This is a genomic window from Pseudomonas sp. MWU13-3659, from assembly GCF_023757525.1.
Classification (GTDB): Bacteria; Pseudomonadota; Gammaproteobacteria; order Pseudomonadales; family Pseudomonadaceae; genus Aquipseudomonas; species Aquipseudomonas entomophila_E.
In genome coordinates this window covers 168,811-186,866 of sequence record NZ_JAMSHW010000010.1, presented here as the reverse complement: position 1 = coordinate 186,866, position 18,056 = coordinate 168,811, and the positions used below count along the sequence as shown (strand labels likewise).

The following is an 18,056-nucleotide window of genomic DNA, read 5'->3' as shown; positions in this document are numbered from 1 at the left end:
CACGTCGTAAAACCCAACGGGGAAACCACTCCCCCTGGGGTCTGTGTTTCTCCGCATTCCAAACCGCAGGAGAACCATCATGACCGCAGTATCCGCACCATCGACCAGCTTCCGTTTCGGCTACGCGCTCGGCACCCTCATCCGAGAGTTCATGCGCTCCATGAAACGGACAACTCCAGCTGTCCAAACCCAGGCCCAGCCTGTTATTCATCTCGCGAGCATAACGCCAACCCGCAACGACTGGGATGAGCTCTGCCGCATTCCCACTCTCGCACGCCGCGGCGTTGACTTGAACCACTGGTTCGACGCCAACACTCGACCAGCACCTGAGACCAAACGCCGCTCCCGGTCGCGCAAGCCAACCCGTAGCAAGGCACAAGAGCGCCGTATGGGCCCGCTGGACGAACTCATAGCACCGGTAGCCGCGATCTAATCTTTCTCCCACCTCACCCTGTGCCAGGCACCCCACCTGGCAAGGTGAGGGCCTGGCGATTCAAGGAACGCCATGGCATCCAAAAAACGTGCAGCTGTAGCTGACGACCTACGCAAGATCGGCACCACCGCTGTCGCCGCCGCTCTCGTGGGCATCTTCCTTAGCAGCAGTCGGTTGCTAACCGCTTTCGCCCTAGTTGTAGGTGCTGTAATCTGGATAACAGGTATCTACCTCACCCCGGAGGAGGAATGACATGAGCCAAACTGCATTTGGCATCCTCATGTTTACTGCACTGCTCTTCATCTGCAGCGGCATGGCGGTGTGGGCTGACTGGCCGAACATCAAACGTCGCTGCCAGAAAATTCTTCGAGCACATTGATCATCGATTACCCTTACCAACCCTCCTGTCGGAGGGTTTTTTTCATTCGGGGGCTTGACAAGCCGTTTCACCATTTCCATTCTTGTGACCGTGAGCTGCTGACGTTGTCAGTAACCCAAGCCCGAGCAGCCATGATCTGAAAGACTGCCACACCCTTTGAGGTGTTGATCTCCCCAAAATCGCCAAGCTTCCGGTAGCGCGATTGATCAATCTCACGATTGATGGAAGCCCACCCTTCAAGCTCCACCCAACCCACGCGGGGAATACTTTCCCCCACGGGTGAAGTGTTTCTCCGCTTTCGCTATGAAATTGGAGAACCACCATGAGCAACCAATCCAACGAAGCCAAATTCTTCGACCTGCACACTACTGGCATCGGCTACCTCAACCGTATCCGTGAAGTCACCCCTCGCAAGGGAAACCCCTTCACATGCGTCACCGTTGCAGCACTGCACGGTTCGGTTGATAAAGCCGAGTACTCTTACATCGATTGCAACGTAGTCGGTGCCGAAGCAGAAACGCTGGTCAAACGTTGCCAGCAGGCCGTTGAAGCCAAGAAGAAGGTGCTTGTTTCCTTCCGAATCGGCGACATCTGGGCAGACGCATTCACCTATGACAAAGGCGATAAGAAGGGCCAGTCCGGCGCAAGCCTGAAAGGCCGCCTGCTCTTCATCGGTTGGATCAAGGTTGATGGCAAACTCGTTTACGAGGCCAAGCCGAAGACCAGCAACGCTTCAGCAGATGCCCAGCATCAGCCAGTTGCGGAACAACCTGTCGACCAGGGCCAACCTGTTGCAGATCAGTTCAACGATCAGCAGCAACCTGCCTTCGGCGATGATCTTCCCCCGCAGGCCAACCAGGCTGCTTAACCCCTATAAGGCGCTGACATCAGCGCCTTCATTTTATGCAGTCAACGGGCAACTGGGAGGCCCCAGCCTACAGCCCGGCCAACGAATTCCGTATTGGTTCACTGTCGTTGACAGTGCCTCCCGGAGCCAGGGTTTAAGGCTCCAGCGCGTTGCGCCAACCCACCCAAGATCGCCTAGCACTCGGCAGCGCGATCACATCACCCAGTGATGGAGTGCCTTCTACTTTACATACCCGCGGGGATCTCATCCTCGCGGACTGAGGCCTCGCTCATTCTGGAGACCTCTGATGTCTATACCCTCCGCCTCGACCGAGGCATACCTCACCCTTCCGGTTGTCCTGGACAACTCTGCGTGGATGCGTGCGGTCTATCTCGAAAATCCCGACCGGGTAGCCGAAATGAGCCAGCGCCTCGCCACTGTCGTACAAACGGCGTGGCAAGAACTCAAGCAGCAACCCCTGGCCAAGGATTTCACTTTCGGCGTGTACACGAAGCGCCATACCGGCCGCCAGCGTGACTGGGTTGCCCTCGCTTTGCGAGTCGTCACCCCCGAGAACGAGCCCGCCTACATCCAGATCCAGCTGCAGCCCACTGCAGTCCCCGCCTGACACAGCCAATTAATCACCCAGAGGGGTCACCCTCTGGGGTGGCTTCCTCTCAACCAGGAGCACGCCACATGGCACAATCACCCAACCCCTTCAACATCGCTACCAGCGATCACCCTATGACCCACCCTTGCTGCAGCCCTGCGTTCGAAATCGCCTCTGCACACTTGCCCGAGGAAGACTGGGCGGACCTACAGGCACTCGCTGAAAGCGCTGATACAGCGCTGCTGCATTTCGAGTGCTTCACCCTGCCCGACAGTGATGCCATTGGCTTCAAGATCTTCAGCACGCCCTGGACAGACCAACATCTGGGACAGTGCTGGGGGTACGACCTGTCGACACTTCAAGCTCTGCAAGCTGCCGAGGGCTTCAGCGAGGAGACCATCCGAGTACTCACTCTTGCCGCTCAGGCTACAGTGAGGTTCCTGGTCATCGACCCCAACAGCAATGTTCTCAAAGGTCTGCCTCTGTTCGACTGCTGACCACCTTTCCACCCTCGCGGGGAACGCCCGCCGGGAGTTCCCCATGCATTACGGGGAGCGCACATGATCTCAATCACTGGCCAGTTGGCCATACGCACCATCTCTGGCCGGCTTGGGCTCTTCAACGTCGGCCGCCTCAGCACCTCGATCGGTGAATTCACGATCAAGGATGCCCTCCTGGACCAGTACCAAGAGGGCAAGTACAGAGGTGACTTCGCGATCAAGCAGATTCGCCCCTCGTATTACTCCCACGGCGGCCGACTCGTTGTCGAGATCAGGGCTGAACTCGAGGGCATGACCCTCGAGGACGTTACAGGCCTCAGCCGCGAAGACGAAGAGCACCTGCCGACCAATGTCCCTGACCCCCTGGAGGAAGATGGGCCGGCGCCCCCGCAGGCACCACCCCTACGCACTCCAGTTAACTCCACCCCACCACCCCAAACCGATGCTCTGGCCTCGAATGAGCCATTCGGGATGGATCAGCCGGCATCATCAACCGCTGCTGACCCAGACGCCGAGCTGTTCGGTACGGTCTGGCCATTGAGCGAAACCGTAAGGCTCGACACCACCGTAGACCGACAACGGCTGCGCGCCCAATGCACGCGACTGGACCAGCTCGGTTTCACCATGGACTTCAAAACCCAGACCTGGACCAGGGCCTCGCCTTAGAGCGACCAGTCAAGCCACGGCAGCAGTCAACCTGAACCACACACCCTGAGGGGCCTCCTCGGGGGCTCCATTTTTCTACCTGGAGCACCAACATGAATGCCATGTTCAGCAACTTGAGCAAACAAACCCTCGCCAACATCGAGGACCAGCTGTCCAATAACGAAGTGTCGACTGACGAGGAGCTCGTCGACTTCTTCATCGAAGAGTTGGACCTCACACTGGACCAGGCTGAGGCCGCTATACGTCTCCGCGACCAGTACCGGATCCAAATATTCCTCGAGGGTCACGGGCCACTGCACCAACAAGTCAGCGTGGCTTTCGATCCAGCCACCAGGACTTTCAACTAACCACCAGACCACCCCGGGGGGCGTTTCCGCCCTCTGGGACGGACGCCTCCACAATGGAGGCCATCATGCACCCATCCCCCCTGTTCCAGATCGAGGAATGCCCAGACCTGTACGTCGACGCCTGCGTGTGCGACGAGCAGCGCAACCTGGTGTTCATGTCGGCCTGGGGTCGTGACACCGCCCTGCAGGAGTTTCTGGCCAGGCTCACGCTTGGCCGGGAAGATAACGGCCTCGAGCAGTTTCACATTCTCGTCAACGGGCGGAGCATCCCCGTCTTCCCCAACCAAGACCAGCTGGAAAAGCGCACGACACGGCAATTCCGCGGGACTTTGTTCGGCAGCATGTTGCACCTCTGGCTGTTCGATCGGCGCGCCTCGGTGCCCGACCAAGCCAATCACTTCGCCTTCGCCCTCCTGGAGCGCAATGAGGCCCCACACCATCGGCTCTGGCCGCTGGTGATCGACACCTGTCCGCTTCCCCTTCTCTCCCACTGGCGCGAGCCTGTGATGGAAGTCCTCACCCAGCACCAGATGCTGATCGCCCTCCCTGGAGCGATCGGCAATGTCTGCGCCTGGCGACTCGCCATGAAGCTCGAGGTACTCGAGCCTGCTCTCGGCGAGCTGATTCGCCAGGGCGTACTCACCACTGAAGCTCAGGCGCCTGCCTGAGCTCATCCACCATCTCAAAGGACGCCCTATGGCCCTCATGTTTCCGCGCCTGGCGCGCAACTTTGCCCGCAACGGCTACTACCCCACCGATGAAATCACTCTTGAACGCACGCTGCAGGCACTCACTCCCGCCACTTCGGGCAGGATGAGGATCTGCGACCCCTGTGCCGGTGAGGGTGTTGCCCTTGCTGAAGCGGCTCACTTCCTGGGCCGCGACCAGGTCCAAGCGTTCGCCGTCGAGTACGATCGCGAACGCGCGGATCACGCGCGTGGTCTGCTCGACCGGGTGCTGCACAGCGACCTGTTCGACACCTTGATCAGCCGCCAGTCGTTCGGCTTGCTCTGGCTCAACCCACCCTACGGTGACCTGGTCGCGGATCACTCCGGTGCATCCCAGTACCAAGGCAGCGGCCGCAGGCGCCTGGAGAAAGCTTTTTATCAGCGCTGCCTCCCGCTTCTGCAGTACGGCGGAGTGATGGTGCTCATCGTCCCTCACTACGTGCTGGACGACGAGTTGACTGGATGGCTGAGCAATCACTTCGCCGACCTACGCGTGTACGGTGCTGCAGACCCCACCTTCAAACAGGTGGTGATCTTCGGCATCCGTGTACGCCGGCAGGACCTGGCCCGGGCTTCCACCAACCAGGTGAGAGCTCGTCTGCAGGCGATCGGCGCCGGGCAGGAACAGGCCGAGGAGATCCCGGCCATCTGGCCATGGGAGCCGTACCTCGTCCCGTCAGTTGCTAGCGATCTGGAGCACTTCTACCGCATTACCCTGGAGCCGGAGCAATTCGCCGCCGAGATTCTGCGGTTGCGAGGTCTCTGGCCCGACTTCAACTTGCACTTCGGGCAAGTCGGCCTTCAACCGCGAGCGCCTGTCCGCGAGCTTTCTCGCTGGCACCTCGCACTGGCCCTGGCCGCCGGCGCAATCTCCGGTGTTGTACGCTCGAAGGCGGGGCGGATCTTGGTCGTGAAGGGTGATACCTACAAGGACAAGGTGCGCAAGACCGAATTCACCGAGGACGAGAAGGGTAACGTCTCAGAAGTCAGGATCCTCACCGACCGCTTCATCCCGATCATCCGCGCTTTGGAAATGACGCCTTCCTCAGTGCATCGCGGCCAGGTCCTGATCATCAGCTCCTCGCCGGCGAGCATCGAGGAAGCGCCTGCAGTTGGCGAACCAGCCTCAGCACCGCTGTTTCACCCAGGACAGATCGTGATGACTGCCGCTATCAGCCACCTGGTGGAAACCGGGCAGCTCAATCCTACCCCTGCGCTGAAGCGCCATCTGGTTGGCGACTGGGGCGAGCTATGCGACGACGATAGAGCCTCCAATCAGCTCGCACTTACCCACGGAGACCGTTTGTTCTCAAGCTACGACATCGATGCCGGCGACGAGTCCAGGCTCTGGATCATCACCGAAGCCGACCGAAGCTCCACTACCCTGCTGCTTCCCAGCGATTACTGATCCGCGCCGCAACGGCGCTCCCCACACCGACCCACAGGGTATGCCAATACCCGTCGGGGTTCGTGCATGCCCTGCTTTCCCTACAGGAGATGCACATGAACGCACTGACCCAGCCGGCCGCCTCGGTCAACTCCCCCCTGAACATCAACCTCACCGACTTCATCGACGAGTTCGGCGACGAGCTCCTGGAGTCACTCAACCGCTCCAACCCTCCGGTGTATACCGGTAGCGTCAACGCACAGCGCCAGGCCGTGATGGCGAAACTCAAGCGCACGCCATTCGTGGCGCAAGCTGAGGTTGTCCAAGCCATCACGGCGCTGCTGCTCGATCGCAACGAGCAAGCTGCAATCATCAACGCCGAGATGGGTACCGGGAAGACGATGATGGCGATCGCGGTCGCTGCTGTGCTCCACGCGGCAGGGTACCGTCGAACCCTTGTCATATCGCCACCTCACCTGGTCTACAAGTGGCGTCGCGAGATCCTAGAAACCACGCCAGGCGCCCGCGTCTGGGTGCTCAACGGCCCGGACACGCTGGTCAAACTGCTCAAGCTACGTGACCAGTCGCGGCAAACCTACGACGGCCGGCCGGAGTTCTTCATCCTCGGCCGCGTCAGGATGCGGATGGGTTTTCACTGGCGTCTCACCTGTTGGAAGCGGCGTACCGCAGGCAGCCAGTTACTGGCGGCATGCCCAGACTGTGGCCAGGTCCTCGAGGACCTGGAAGGCAACCTGGTCACCGTGGACGAGTTCGAGCGCGGTGATCGCCGTCGTAACTGCACCGCCTGCAACGCTGCCCTCTGGACGCTTATGCGCCCAGGCAAAGCCGATGGTGGCGACCGACGCTCGACGATCCTGAAGTCGATGTGCCGGATACCGACGATCGGCCCGGTTCGGGCTGAGCGGCTGCTGAACGACTTCGGCGAGGACTTCCTGGCCTCGATGCTGGTCGACAACGTCTCCGAGTTCATCAATCTGATGGACGCGAAGGGCAATTTCGTCTTCAGCGACCGCCAGGCCAAGCGCATGGAGCGAGCGATGGCCAACATTGAGTTCGGATTCGGCGAAGGCGGTTACCAGCCGACAGAGTTCATCAAGCGCTACCTACCTGATGGCTTCTTCGACCTGCTGGTCGTCGACGAGGGACATGAGTACAAGAACAGCGGTTCGGCCCAGGGCCAGGCCATGGGGGTGTTGGCCGCGAAGGCACGTAAAACCGTGCTGCTGACCGGGACCCTCATGGGTGGCTACGCCGACGACTTGTTCTACCTCCTGTTCCGAATCCTCACCCAGCGCATGATCGAGGACGGATATCGGCCCAACGCGCGCGGCAGCATGGCTCCTGCGGCCATGTCCTTCATGCGCGACCACGGTGTGCTGAAGGACATCTACACCGAGCGAGATGGGGACTCGCACAAGACCGCCAAGGGCAAGAAACTCTCGGTACGTACGGTGAAGGCTCCAGGCTTCGGCCCCAAGGGCATTCACCGGTTCGTGCTGCCGTTCACTGTGTTCCTGAAGCTCAAGGACATCGGTGGTAACGTGCTGCCCAACTACCAGGAGGAGTTCATCGACGTGCCTATGGCGCCGGAGCAGGCTTCGGCCTACCAGCGCTTGGCGGCCACGTTGACCGCTGAGCTCCGTCAGGCTCTGGCGCGGAGAGACACTACCCTTCTGGGAGTGGTACTCAATGTGTTGCTGGCCTGGCCGGACTGCTGTTTCCGATCGGAGATGGTCAAACACCCGCGTACCCGCGACACGCTGGCCTTCGTGCCGGCGCTGTTCGGCGACGATGAACTGATGCCCAAGGAGCAGGCGCTGCTGAACCTGTGCCTCGAGGAGAAAGCGAACGGCCGCAAAGTCCTTGCATACACCGTCTACAGCGGGACGCGCGACACCACGTCCAGGCTGAAGAAGGTCCTCGAGCAGGCAGGCCTCCGCGTTGCGGTACTGCGGGCAACGGTTGAAACGGCTCGGCGCGAGGACTGGATTCTCGACCAGGTCGACCGCGGCGTCGACGTGCTGCTCACCAACCCGGAGCTGGTCAAGACCGGTCTGGACCTGCTTGACTTCCCAACCATCGCGTTTCTGCAGACGGGGTACAACGTGTACACCCTGCAGCAAGCCGCGCGGCGGTCGTGGCGGATTGGGCAGAAACACCCGGTCCGCGTGGTTTTCTTCGGATACGCCGGCAGCTCGCAGATCACCTGCCTGCAGCTGATGGCCATGAAGATCGCAGTGGCACAGAGCACTTCGGGGGATGTCCCCGAGTCCGGACTCGACTCTCTAAACCAGGACGGTGACTCTGTCGAGATGGCACTAGCTAGACAAATGATCGCAGCATGATGAAAGGCCACCATACGGTGGCCTTTTTTTACGCAGTATTTTCCTCAGGATGGAAATTGTAGTACGTGACCAGAGCCCGCTCCCAGCAGCTTTCAAGCTCAGACCTAAACTTGTCTACCCAGTTATGAATAAGCTCAAATGGATAGGGAGACTCGTTACCGGAGCGAACAACAAGGGCTTTTGTCTCCACATTTATAATGCAAGTGTTCCCTCCTCCACGAATACATACTTCCACCGGCACGGACGGTGACCTGCATACAACAGTTGCATGCACAATCTCGTGAGGATGTATAGGCTGTATGATTCCCCGCAGCTCCGCCGTAGCCGCCACACCGACGCACTCAACTCCTACCGCCGATAGGGCTGCACGACCATGATCATCGAAGCTATACGGCACATAGTCTCTTTCAACTCGGCAATCAACCGAGGTAATAAGGCTCGAGGGTATAGGTCCAAAGTGCAAATACCAAGTTCCCTCTTTGGAATTCCCTTTTTTCTTGATCAGCCGAAACCGTTCCTCGTCGGTTAAGGATTTGAGATCATATAATGCAGAGAGTCCCATCTCTCGAACCCAGTGCTTAGGGGCTTCGTATAGCTTGCACCACTTTTCGAAGGAAATTAAACCACGAGGAAACCCATTCTCCATGTGGAGGGGCTGCAAAGTGTTAGACTCTACCGTGAGACGAATCTTCGACTTGTCCGTTGTCAATGTGTTACGAATTTTTTCCCTTCAACACGTTCCGCCTTTCTGATCTCTGTAAGCGCTCCATGAACCCCACCTAGCCAACGATGGGCAGAGCACTTAGCTATGTATTTGAGGCATGCAATTCCACGGCAGCAGCGCTTCGTAGTCTTCCACTGAGCACGCCTGCGGCAGGCGTTCCAGTGCGTGGCGCAGCCACGCATAAGGCTCTTTGCCGTTGGCTTTGGCCGTCTCGACCAAGCTGTAAAGTTGCGCACTGGCCGTCGCGCCTTGGGGCGTGTCACTGAACAACCAGTTCTTTCTGCCAATCACAAACGGGCGGATCGCACGCTCGGCGGCGTTATTGTCGATCAGCAAGTCGCCATGCTCGACGTCACGTTCCAACTTGCTCCAGTTGCTGGCCAGATAGCTGATGGCTTTACCCAACGCATTCTGGCTCGTGACCTGGGGCTGCGTTTTCTCTACCCAGTTTTTCAGCTGAGTCAGCACCGGTTGGCTGCGCGCTTGGCGGGCCAGCTTGCGATCTTCATCGCTGCTGTCCTTATGGTCGCGCTCAATGCCATACAGCTTGTTGATCAAATTCAGGGCGATATCTGCACGCCCGGTTTTACCCTTGGGCTGCACTTTCTGCGCTTCGACGAACTTGCGCCGCGCATGCGCCCAGCAGCCCAACCGCTCCACGCCGTTCTGTGTGGCCAGTGCGTTGTAACCGGCGTAGTCGTCGGTCATGACATAGCCGCGATAGCCATCCAGCAGGCGCACGGGCACCTCCTGCGCTCGGCTGGTGGTGTAGTCGAAAAGGATCACCGGGCAATCAGGTGGGCCGCCGGTTTGTACCCACATCCAGGATTGGCTGCTGGGCTCACGACCCGGCTCTTTCAACACCTGCACACGGGTTTCGTCACAGTGGATGATCCGACTGTTCAACAGGCTTTCGCGCATCAGATTCAGCAGCGGCTGAAAGTGCTCGCTGCATTGAATCACCCAGCGTGCTAGGGTTTGGCGCGGGATATCGATACCGTGACGCCCCAGCACTTTTTCGAAGCGGTGAAGCGGCAAGCCGTCTACGTATTTGGTGGTCAGCAGCATGGCCAGCACACTCGGGCTGGCCATGCTTTTCTCGATCACCTGGGCGGGCTTGTCCGCCGTCACGGGCGCTGACTCGCAGTCGCGGCAGCCGTACACCTTGCGCACATGCTTGATGACGCGAATCTGCATCGGGACGATTTCAAGCTGTTCGCTGACTTCTTCACCGATGGCATGTTTGCGGCAGCCGCAAGCGCAGGTCAGTTCATGCTCGGGCAGTTCGTGGACAACTTCGATACGCGGCAAATCAGCTGGCAGCGGCTTGCGCTTGCCACGGCGTTTGGTCGGCGCAACGACTTCTTCGTCACCAGCCTCATCCAAGGGTTCGGCCAGGCTTTCCGCTTCGTTGAAGAGAGGCAATTGTGGTGTCGCCGCATCGCCTGTCTGCTCGGTCTTGCGCCCGAACAAGCGCTGGCGCAACAGCGCAACTTCCTCTTCGAGATGAACGATCTTGCCTTTGTCGGACGCGCGCTCGTTGATCATCTGCTCAAGCAGTTGCTTGAGCAGAACAGGATCGTCAGGAAGGTTTTCGGGCATGGAAATCATGCCGCGGATTATACCGAATCAGGCGACGAATCGAGGCGTCAAAACCTGATGCGGACGGTTGCGCCAGAGGTCGAAGCCGTCGAGCAGCCAGTTCAGTTCCTGGACGGTCAGGACAATGGCGACGTCAGTCGGATCGGGTGAAGTTTTGAACCGTTCGGAGTCCAGGCGCTTGAGCCACAGGCAGAAACCGTTGCGCTCCCAATACAGGATCTTCACGCGGTTGCGCGGCTTGTTGAGGAAGACGAAGAGCACCGGGTCGAACACCGCCACCTTGATATCGAGTTCGACCAGCGCAGCCAGGCCATCGATGGATTTTCGAAAGTCGACGGGCTTGGGGTAGAGGTACACTTTTTCGACTTTGGCGTCGGGTCGCATCATGGTCGGCGAGCTCCAGAAAGAAAACGGGAGCACAGCATCGGGGATCAGGTAGGCGCTTTGAATGTGGGGTTCATGGAGCGCTTACAGTCAGTACGCGCCCAGCGTGATTCGAAACACCAGGCGCTGATGGTTGAGAAGGAGAAAAATCGTGCCCTCCGTGCGGAAAACGAGCAGCTTCTGGAAGAACTCGCCCGATTGGCATCTGTAAATCAGGTTTTGATACTTGAAATGGCCCAATTGAAGGGGGTCGTTGACCGTAAGGTCGTCACCTTTGTACCGAAGTCAGGGCCCCCTAACGGAAAGGCCCCTGATTGAGTGTGTTGTTCTTCCTTTTTATTTTTCCGTTTTTTAAATCATCTTAACAGATCTGCGATCAGACAAAGCTAGAGAAAAATGCTTAACGCCTTATTTGATAATAGCTAAATTTTAAAGCCATATTTTAGTTCCCGTTCCTTGAAGGCCGTAACTCCGCCTTCCAGGATCTCGCATACATGCTGGCGGATGCCCTGAGATCTCAATGGGCCGCCTGTCAGCGGTGCCTCATAAGAGCACTCTAAGCTCCCACTGAAGTATTCGAATCGATAGTTGTCTACAGTGGTATCCGATTGTTGGCCTGTTTGGTTCGCTACAATTACGCACTCCGCATCAGCTGCTACCACTAGGTTCGCGTTGTGAGTGACCATAATTATTTGGCGCTTTCTTTTTTTCTGCCTGATAAAATCTTTCAGTTGGTCGTAAATAGTTCTGTTATCTAAGTTGTCTTCTGGTTGATCGATAAGAATTGGATGTGATGCGTTGCTTAAGTGCAAAATCAAATTTAATAGCACCAATCCACGCTTTCCTGGTGACATGGTTGCAATATCATCGCTTTTATAATGGACGACATAGTTTATATAAAAGCAATCGCTATAAAGCTTTCTAATTACCTCAATGTCTTCTATGCCTTTGCGAGTCGCGGGAATATTGATCTTTTTGATGTAGGTAGAGTGTGTATTTGTGATGCGTTCTGCATGAGTTTCGATATTAAAGTTTAGCTCGCCCGTGGGTAGTACCAGATCACCTAATAAAGTGCTCATATTACCGCGCCGATCAAATAACAGGGAGAACTCGTTGAATTTATCCTCGTTCAGCATGACTTCTGCTGATACCGCAATGTCGTCTTCAAATTGATAATCCGGCCTTGAGGTTTCTTTAGCATAATCGTAATAGGTTTGTATAAGCTGGGCGTATAGATTGGTTAGCTCTTGCTTGCAATCTAATCCTTGTGTTTTTATTGACGTTTGTTTCTCAGCAATATTATCTAGCTGTTTTAGCTTTCCTTCCTCTGCTTTTAGCTTTTTGGTTGCAAGATCAAGTGTTGCTTGGTCAGTGATTTTAATTAAAAGAGGTTGGAGTGCTTTGTCGATTTCGCTGGATTCAGTTGCTATTTTTATATTTAATGCTGGTATGTTTTGAATGCTGCTAGATAGTTCTTGCTTAAAATTTTCAACTGCGCGCAATAGCTTTCGCTCTAAAGAGTCAAGAGCATTGCTTGCAAAGGTTGACTCGCTTGGCAGATCTATATCAGCAAGTATCGAGTCTTTAAGGGTTTCGATTTGGGCATTAAATCTACTCGTGACAGACGCGGTTATCTGCTGACACCCAGTCTCAATTTTGGAAATAATAGCTTCCCGCTTATCAAGGCTTGATTTGCGAGTCGAAAGACGCTTGTATTTTCGCTCCTCTAAATCGGAGAAGCCGGATTTTTCGCGCAAAGTTTTAATTTCAGCCTGCAATCTTTCAATCTCGGCCGTAATAGCAGGTCGCGTCCCAATTGCTTCTGCCTCCTTATTTAGAGAGCTGTACTTGGCTCTAAGCTCAAAAAAAGAGTCGATCTTTTGATTTATATCTTTGTTGATTGTAACTATTTTTCTTTCTTGGCTTTCAGAAAATTGTTGAAATGTTGAGTTTTGTAGAAGTATGTCCTGCACTAGCGTGTTGAGCTGGGATCTTCCATCTTCCTCGGCGAGATGGTTAATATAGAGCTGAGGTATATATGTTATGGGCTTTTTTTCTGAGGTTTCTGAAAACCGGCTAATATCGCCGTTAGACCAGTGCACTTCAAAGTCAAGAGACGGTAATCCCGTGTAAGTCGACGCCTTAGCTAACTGTATTTTACTGTCAACTTCTTCTGCATTTACCGCTTTGGCAATGTGGTAGAGCAATAAAGATTTTCCGGAAGATTTTCCTCCTATGATCGTATTCAGATCCGGATTGAGTTCTTGCCATTTCTCGCTGAATAGCTTTTGCTGCCCATTGTTTAAGAAGCGAACTTTTTCAATGGTCTGGTACGGGCTTTTTTGCTGCGGTGAGAGCTCTTGTATCGCAACCCTTGAGCTAGGATCGTAAATTACCTGTTTTAAGCCTGAAAAAGTTAAATCACCTTTGACCCATGTATGTCTTTTTTTGGCGGGGTTGAATAGCTCATCCCATTTATGTGCGTCGGAGCCCCATAAACAAGCTTTAATTGCCCCAAACTCTTTTATGAAAGAGGCTTTTTCTTTGCCACCAAGAAAGAATGCTGCGGTTTTTTGATTTGACGAAAATATGAAGTGCGCCTGTTTTATAAGGTTTTTGCGTAAATTGTGTCCCTGTGAGTTCCAGTTGACATCGCTAAGGTCTTCGTCGCACGGAAGAGCTGTCAGGTACCTTTCTCTAAAAAAAGCATTCTGATTAAGAAGCCTCGAAATTTCATCTTCATCTACAGATGCGCACATCATTCCAACGAATAATGCGCTACCTTTCGTTGCGAATGGTGGGTGTTCTGCAATCAGACGCTGACCGAGTTCTTCAAGATTAGATCTTGTAAGTGGACGGCGCTCAATTTGGCTGCCAACGGTAGCATTGAAAAAAATCTGGATCTGCGAAATGAAATCGCTTTCAATTTTTTCTACAGGTATTTCATCGGATAATAGAACGTGGTAGTTAACCTTTCGATTCCAGGAAAGATCGGCTTCTCTGCCAATAACCAGTTTGTTAATTCGGAACTCTATATTGGGGAATACTTTGATTTCGTTAATAGCAAGAAGAGCTTCGGCATCAAAAAGTTCCTGCATCTTTTCAGGGTTGTCTAAATAATTCTGTTTAAGAATCTTGTACCCTTCTGGTAGATAATAATCGGTAACACCAATTGCGCTAACTCCGGATGCAATAGCTCGCGTGAAGAGTTCAGTTACATATCTGTCCCAATCTTGGCCAAATTCATTTCTGAGCACAGAGGCAGGGGTGTGCACGTGAAGATCCCATTTGCGCCATTCCGATCCTTTTGGGTAAGTCTTATTCACTTCAAATCATCCATTTTAGAGTTGCAAGCTTTCGAGTTTGGCTGTTTTTCTACTTTCAGTGCGGGTGGCATTGAGCCATCAATGCTATTGAAGCCGATTTCGAGGCGCCTGCATATGTGAACGTTGTTTGGGTGGGCATTTCTCTAGAGAAGGGGAAGCATGATCCGTTCGACAGGAACACGGGTTGGCAGGCGTCTGCTACCCACCTGTAGAAACATTGCGCGAGCTCATACTCCTTCGAGCGCGCCACCTAGACGGTATCGTCGATACTAAATTCTTGAAAACTGTTAGATAGACAATTCATATATAGATCAATGACTTATATGGCGCTAACTGTTAGTGTCATTCAGATACAACGACGGATGTGTGATCGCTCGGTCGTATGACGCCAAGCCGTTCGTGAAGATGGGCGAGCCCTACTTCCAGTGCCGGGAAAAGTTGCGTCGTCACGGCATCGTGGCGTTCTCGTCGAACTACGCGCTGTATGGCGACATGAGTGAGCGGGTCATGTCACTGATCGAGTCGATGGTGCCGGCGGCCGAGGTGTACTCGATTGACGAATGTTTTGCCGACCTCACAGGCATGCAAGGGAGCCTTACCCAGTTCGGGCATGATGTGCGTGCCAAGGTGCTGCGCTGTACCGGCATCCCTGTCGGGGTCGGAATCGCTCGCACGAAGACCCTGGCGAAGCTCGCCAACCACACCGCGAAACGCCTGCAGACACACACGGGTGGAGTGGTCGACATCACCGATGACTTCAAGCGCGATTGGGTGCTGCGCAACACCGAGGTGAAAGAGGTGTGGGGCATCGGCAGGAAGATGACGGTGCACTTGGAGGCCTTGGGTATCCGTACGGCGATGGAGCTGGCCAAGGCCGACCCGCGAATGTTGCGCGAGAAGTTCAGTGTGGTTGTGGAGAAGACCGCGCGTGAGCTCGCCGGCACGCCATGCCTCGAGCTGGATGAGGCTGACCCGCCGAAGCAGGAAATCTGCTGCAGCCGGATGTTCGGCAAGAGAATGACAGAGCTGACGCCAATCAAGCAGGCGGTGGCCACCTATGCAGCACGAGCCGCTGAGAAGCTGCGCGCCCAAGGGTCGGTGTGCAAACGCATGCGGGTATCGATCCGCACCGGCATGTTCAATCCCAACGAACCTCACCTGGCGAAAGGGGCGCTTGTTGAGCTGCCTTACCCCACGAACGACACCCTATTGCTCACGCGGGCGGCGACTGAGGCTGTGGAGAAGGTGTACCAGGATGGTTACCGCTACAGCAAAGCCGAGGTGCTACTGCTCGATCTGCGGCAACCAGGCGACTTCACCGACGATCTGTTCGCGGCAACGCAGCCGGTTACTTGCGATCGCCTGATGTCGGTAATGGATGGCATAAACCAGCGGTACGGAAAAGGCACTCTGAGGTCCGCTAATGTTCCCCGAAACTCCGACTGGGGGATGCGCCGGGAGATGATGAGTCAGTCGTTTACAACCAGGATTGATCAGCTGTGGCGGGTCTCATAAAACTAATTTCCGCAGGTCAGCATTTCATACGGCTAGAAATAGGTAATCATTAATCAATGAATTGGTGCAGCCCTCAGTGCTGCACCAAAACAAAGTCACCCGCCGAAACGTTCGACAACGCCGTTGATACAGCTAGATTCCATTTAAATGCTGCTTCCGATATTCCTCATGGCGAGTTAATACTTCCCTCCACTTTCGCCGCTCCTCCGGGGAAGGTTCAGGAAGATTCATAATTACAGGCTCCCAGCGCCTCATTATGCCTGCGAAGGAAACCTCATCTGTCATTCCCTTCTCAAACTGAGGAGCAATAAACTCCAACAATTCCGGCGAAACGTCTTTCTTTTCGATGACACGCTTCATCAGCCAGAGGTATATATCAACCAACTCTAGACCTGCATCCATATCTCCAGGGGTGCAGGTGATAGGAACATCGGGTATATTGGAAAGATCCATCTTTGGTAAACCCGGTCCAATTTCCCAAGGCACGTTCTTTTCCTTGGCACTCCGATAGAAATCTGCAATATACTCCTGCGCCTTATTAAACTCCCCCTGCCTATCAACGACGATTGCTGCAGCTTTTCCCTCTCCAATTTTCAACCTCAAAGCGATACCATGCATAACGGACTGAAAACCGATTAGATTTGGAGAGATCTGCAGCTTATCCTCATTTCCGTAGATATTATAGTGAATTTCTTCTGGATGCCTATTAGCCCATTTAAGGGCATCCCCGATAATTTCGCGACTTCGCGGATCTGGGAGATTGTCCACCCGGCTCAGCAGAACCTCACAAATTTGCTGTAACATCGCGTTGGCCCTAGCTGAGTTTTTCTCAATTCGGGCTTTCCAAGCCAACTTCAGTAAGTCCTCATCAAAAAGATATGCCAGCTTTGCTAAAACCACGTACCGAAGAGGCGTCCAGTAGGCAGTCCACGGCACAGCCTTGTTAAGACCCTGATCGAAAACCTGGTCAAAAAAACAAATCAGCGCATGATCGGCCTTATCTACGCGATAGATATCGAAGGTCAGATCCAAATCACGCTGCAAAGCGGACAGTTCCAACGCAACACTTGTCAGCCGCCCGACCCCCAGCTCATTAGAGTGAAGCCTTTCAACACCAAAGCGTTTGCGAAGCTCTTGCACAGAGTCTTTAGCTGCCTCATTAAGATCATAGGGCGACGACAAAACCCCGTAATACAAAACCGGCTGCTGTGGATCAAACAAATTTAGACCAGTTTGCCCGCTCTCATCTACATAGAAGTACATATATCTTCCTTGTGCATCGCGTTAAAAAATCTGATTCTGCTTCCATCTAATGGTGCTCAAGCTTCATTCTAGACGCAGGGCGCCTTTCGTGAGTCAAGAGTATGACTGAACCGCTAGCAGTCATGCCGTTAGCTCGGCGCCCTGCCCAAAGGAGAAGCTGGGACAGTTGACCAGCCTTGTTCGCAACGCTGGCACAAAATTCCCGTAGGTCGGGTTGTGCATTTTCTACTGAAACAAAATCGCGCTTACGCGAGGGTGTCCTTGGCTTCGAGGAGACCCCATGAAACTGCCGATCCAAATACATCTTCCTATTGCTGCTGGACTACTCGTCCTCGGCGCCGTCGTTGCATTCCAGCAGTACCAGCTATCAGCCCTTGATAGAGCTTTAGGTGCGGCTGCAGAGAAGACGTCCATCGACGCCATCCTGGGTAGAGTTAGCGTGATCGATGACCGGCTAGATACGATGTCGGGGAAGCCCTCGGTCACAATGGAAGATTTTCGTGTTAGCCAACAAGTGCTCTCAAGCCGTCTCGATGCCGCGCAGGCCATGGCCAAGGAGGCCCAAGACACCGCACTTGAAGTCACCCGCTCATCCGCGAGCGCTGGTGACCTCCTTGTACTGAAAGCAGATCTTGAAACGCTTGGTGGCAAGTTGCAAAAGATGAGCAGGCCACAAGTTCAGGTCGCTGCTCCAGCCTCGAAGCTTTCCCCCCCTAAGCCGAAACCGAAGCAGATATCGGCCAAAGCTCCACCTCTCCCGCAAGAGCCACCGCCCTTCCAGATGGTGGGGCTCGAATATCGCGGCGGCGAGCGTTTCCTATCCGTGGCGCCCACAGGTAGCACGCGCCTAAGCCAGATCTACCTGATCCGTCCCGGCGAAGTGGTAAGCGGCAGCACCTGGCGACTCAAGGCAGTGGATGAGCGAACCGCAACCTTCGACGCAGGTGGGACAACCCGAACCCTGAGCATCCAGCCATGA

General features: G+C 54.9%; 15 protein-coding genes and 2 pseudogenes. 13 read left to right on the top strand and 4 right to left on the bottom strand.

Annotation, left to right across the window (positions count from 1 at the left end):
* The first annotated feature begins 79 nt into the window (after nucleotides 1-79).
* The 10 genes from NGM28_RS15275 (at nucleotide 80) to NGM28_RS15235 (ending at nucleotide 8,263) form a co-directional block, all read left to right on the top strand.
* Nucleotides 80-433 carry a hypothetical protein gene (locus NGM28_RS15275; RefSeq protein ID WP_252090650.1) on the top strand — a complete coding sequence of 118 codons (354 nt, stop codon included), beginning with the start codon at nucleotides 80-82 and terminating at the stop codon, nucleotides 431-433.
* A gap of 253 nt (nucleotides 434-686) precedes the next feature.
* Nucleotides 687-812, top strand: coding sequence for a hypothetical protein (locus NGM28_RS28695; protein ID WP_286089002.1), 126 nt, complete (start codon nucleotides 687-689; stop codon nucleotides 810-812).
* A 322-nt stretch (nucleotides 813-1,134) separates the two neighbouring features.
* The gene (locus NGM28_RS15270) at nucleotides 1,135-1,680 is read left to right on the top strand and encodes an STY4534 family ICE replication protein (RefSeq protein ID WP_252090649.1); all 546 of its coding nucleotides are present in this window, start codon (nucleotides 1,135-1,137) and stop codon (nucleotides 1,678-1,680) included.
* A 286-nt stretch (nucleotides 1,681-1,966) separates the two neighbouring features.
* Nucleotides 1,967-2,287: a hypothetical protein gene (locus NGM28_RS15265; RefSeq protein ID WP_252090648.1), complete on the top strand. Its 321-nt coding sequence runs from the start codon at nucleotides 1,967-1,969 to the stop codon at nucleotides 2,285-2,287.
* Between the two features lie 68 nt (nucleotides 2,288-2,355).
* On the top strand, nucleotides 2,356-2,766 hold the full coding sequence (locus NGM28_RS15260; RefSeq protein WP_252090647.1) for a DUF5983 family protein: 411 nt from the start codon (nucleotides 2,356-2,358) through the stop codon (nucleotides 2,764-2,766).
* A 63-nt stretch (nucleotides 2,767-2,829) separates the two neighbouring features.
* Nucleotides 2,830-3,435: a DUF3275 family protein gene (locus tag NGM28_RS15255; protein WP_252090646.1), complete on the top strand. Its 606-nt coding sequence runs from the start codon at nucleotides 2,830-2,832 to the stop codon at nucleotides 3,433-3,435.
* Between the two features lie 92 nt (nucleotides 3,436-3,527).
* Nucleotides 3,528-3,782 carry a hypothetical protein gene (locus NGM28_RS15250; protein WP_252090645.1) on the top strand — a complete coding sequence of 85 codons (255 nt, stop codon included), beginning with the start codon at nucleotides 3,528-3,530 and terminating at the stop codon, nucleotides 3,780-3,782.
* Between the two features lie 65 nt (nucleotides 3,783-3,847).
* Nucleotides 3,848-4,450 (top strand): hypothetical protein, encoded by a 603-nt coding sequence (locus NGM28_RS15245; RefSeq protein ID WP_286089001.1) that lies wholly within the window; start codon nucleotides 3,848-3,850, stop codon nucleotides 4,448-4,450.
* A 28-nt stretch (nucleotides 4,451-4,478) separates the two neighbouring features.
* Nucleotides 4,479-5,918, top strand: a complete 1,440-nt coding sequence (locus NGM28_RS15240; protein ID WP_252090644.1) for a DUF6094 domain-containing protein — start codon at nucleotides 4,479-4,481, stop codon at nucleotides 5,916-5,918.
* 95 nt (nucleotides 5,919-6,013) lie between these two features.
* On the top strand, nucleotides 6,014-8,263 hold the full coding sequence (locus NGM28_RS15235; protein WP_252090643.1) for an SNF2-related protein: 2,250 nt from the start codon (nucleotides 6,014-6,016) through the stop codon (nucleotides 8,261-8,263).
* A gap of 802 nt (nucleotides 8,264-9,065) precedes the next feature.
* On the opposite strand, the gene tnpC is transcribed toward NGM28_RS15235, so the two are convergent.
* Together tnpC and tnpB are read right to left on the bottom strand one after the other, a co-directional pair.
* Complete coding sequence (gene tnpC, locus NGM28_RS15230; RefSeq protein WP_252090642.1) at nucleotides 9,066-10,598, bottom strand: IS66 family transposase; 1,533 nt, start codon at nucleotides 10,596-10,598, stop codon at nucleotides 9,066-9,068.
* A gap of 18 nt (nucleotides 10,599-10,616) precedes the next feature.
* Nucleotides 10,617-10,976: an IS66 family insertion sequence element accessory protein TnpB gene (tnpB, locus tag NGM28_RS15225; RefSeq protein WP_252090641.1), complete on the bottom strand. Its 360-nt coding sequence runs from the start codon at nucleotides 10,974-10,976 to the stop codon at nucleotides 10,617-10,619.
* Between the two features lie 84 nt (nucleotides 10,977-11,060).
* Here tnpB and NGM28_RS15220 point away from each other — a divergent pair.
* Nucleotides 11,061-11,291: pseudogene (locus tag NGM28_RS15220) on the top strand (TetR family transcriptional regulator); the annotation flags it as partial.
* Between the two features lie 104 nt (nucleotides 11,292-11,395).
* On the opposite strand, the gene NGM28_RS15215 reads toward NGM28_RS15220, so the two are convergent.
* On the bottom strand, nucleotides 11,396-14,299 hold the full coding sequence (locus NGM28_RS15215) for a TrlF family AAA-like ATPase (RefSeq protein WP_252090640.1): 2,904 nt from the start codon (nucleotides 14,297-14,299) through the stop codon (nucleotides 11,396-11,398).
* Nucleotides 14,300-14,647: 348 nt separating this feature from the next.
* Between NGM28_RS15215 and umuC the strand changes: the two are divergent.
* Nucleotides 14,648-15,814, top strand: a pseudogene (gene umuC / locus NGM28_RS15210) (translesion error-prone DNA polymerase V subunit UmuC); the annotation flags it as partial.
* A 132-nt stretch (nucleotides 15,815-15,946) separates the two neighbouring features.
* On the opposite strand, the gene NGM28_RS15205 reads toward umuC, so the two are convergent.
* Nucleotides 15,947-17,077 carry a DUF3800 domain-containing protein gene (locus tag NGM28_RS15205; RefSeq protein WP_252090639.1) on the bottom strand — a complete coding sequence of 377 codons (1,131 nt, stop codon included), beginning with the start codon at nucleotides 17,075-17,077 and terminating at the stop codon, nucleotides 15,947-15,949.
* Nucleotides 17,078-17,357: 280 nt separating this feature from the next.
* Here NGM28_RS15205 and NGM28_RS15200 point away from each other — a divergent pair, with 280 nt between their 5' ends.
* Nucleotides 17,358-18,056 (top strand): methyl-accepting chemotaxis protein, encoded by a 699-nt coding sequence (locus NGM28_RS15200; RefSeq protein WP_252090638.1) that lies wholly within the window; start codon nucleotides 17,358-17,360, stop codon nucleotides 18,054-18,056.

Bases quoted from the DNA above. Each gene is read 5' to 3' on its own strand.
- NGM28_RS15275 (WP_252090650.1), top strand. From the start codon at position 80: ATGACCGCAGTATCCGCACCATCGACCAGCTTCCGTTTCGGCTACGCG.
- NGM28_RS28695 (WP_286089002.1), top strand. From the start codon at position 687: ATGAGCCAAACTGCATTTGGCATCCTCATGTTTACTGCACTGCTCTTC.
- NGM28_RS15270 (WP_252090649.1), top strand. From the start codon at position 1,135: ATGAGCAACCAATCCAACGAAGCCAAATTCTTCGACCTGCACACTACT.
- NGM28_RS15265 (WP_252090648.1), top strand. From the start codon at position 1,967: ATGTCTATACCCTCCGCCTCGACCGAGGCATACCTCACCCTTCCGGTT.
- NGM28_RS15260 (WP_252090647.1), top strand. From the start codon at position 2,356: ATGGCACAATCACCCAACCCCTTCAACATCGCTACCAGCGATCACCCT.
- NGM28_RS15255 (WP_252090646.1), top strand. From the start codon at position 2,830: ATGATCTCAATCACTGGCCAGTTGGCCATACGCACCATCTCTGGCCGG.
- NGM28_RS15250 (WP_252090645.1), top strand. From the start codon at position 3,528: ATGAATGCCATGTTCAGCAACTTGAGCAAACAAACCCTCGCCAACATC.
- NGM28_RS15245 (WP_286089001.1), top strand. From the start codon at position 3,848: ATGCACCCATCCCCCCTGTTCCAGATCGAGGAATGCCCAGACCTGTAC.
- NGM28_RS15240 (WP_252090644.1), top strand. From the start codon at position 4,479: ATGGCCCTCATGTTTCCGCGCCTGGCGCGCAACTTTGCCCGCAACGGC.
- NGM28_RS15235 (WP_252090643.1), top strand. From the start codon at position 6,014: ATGAACGCACTGACCCAGCCGGCCGCCTCGGTCAACTCCCCCCTGAAC.
- tnpC (WP_252090642.1), bottom strand. From the start codon at position 10,598: ATGATTTCCATGCCCGAAAACCTTCCTGACGATCCTGTTCTGCTCAAG.
- tnpB (WP_252090641.1), bottom strand. From the start codon at position 10,976: ATGATGCGACCCGACGCCAAAGTCGAAAAAGTGTACCTCTACCCCAAG.
- NGM28_RS15205 (WP_252090639.1), bottom strand. From the start codon at position 17,077: ATGTACTTCTATGTAGATGAGAGCGGGCAAACTGGTCTAAATTTGTTT.
- NGM28_RS15200 (WP_252090638.1), top strand. From the start codon at position 17,358: ATGAAACTGCCGATCCAAATACATCTTCCTATTGCTGCTGGACTACTC.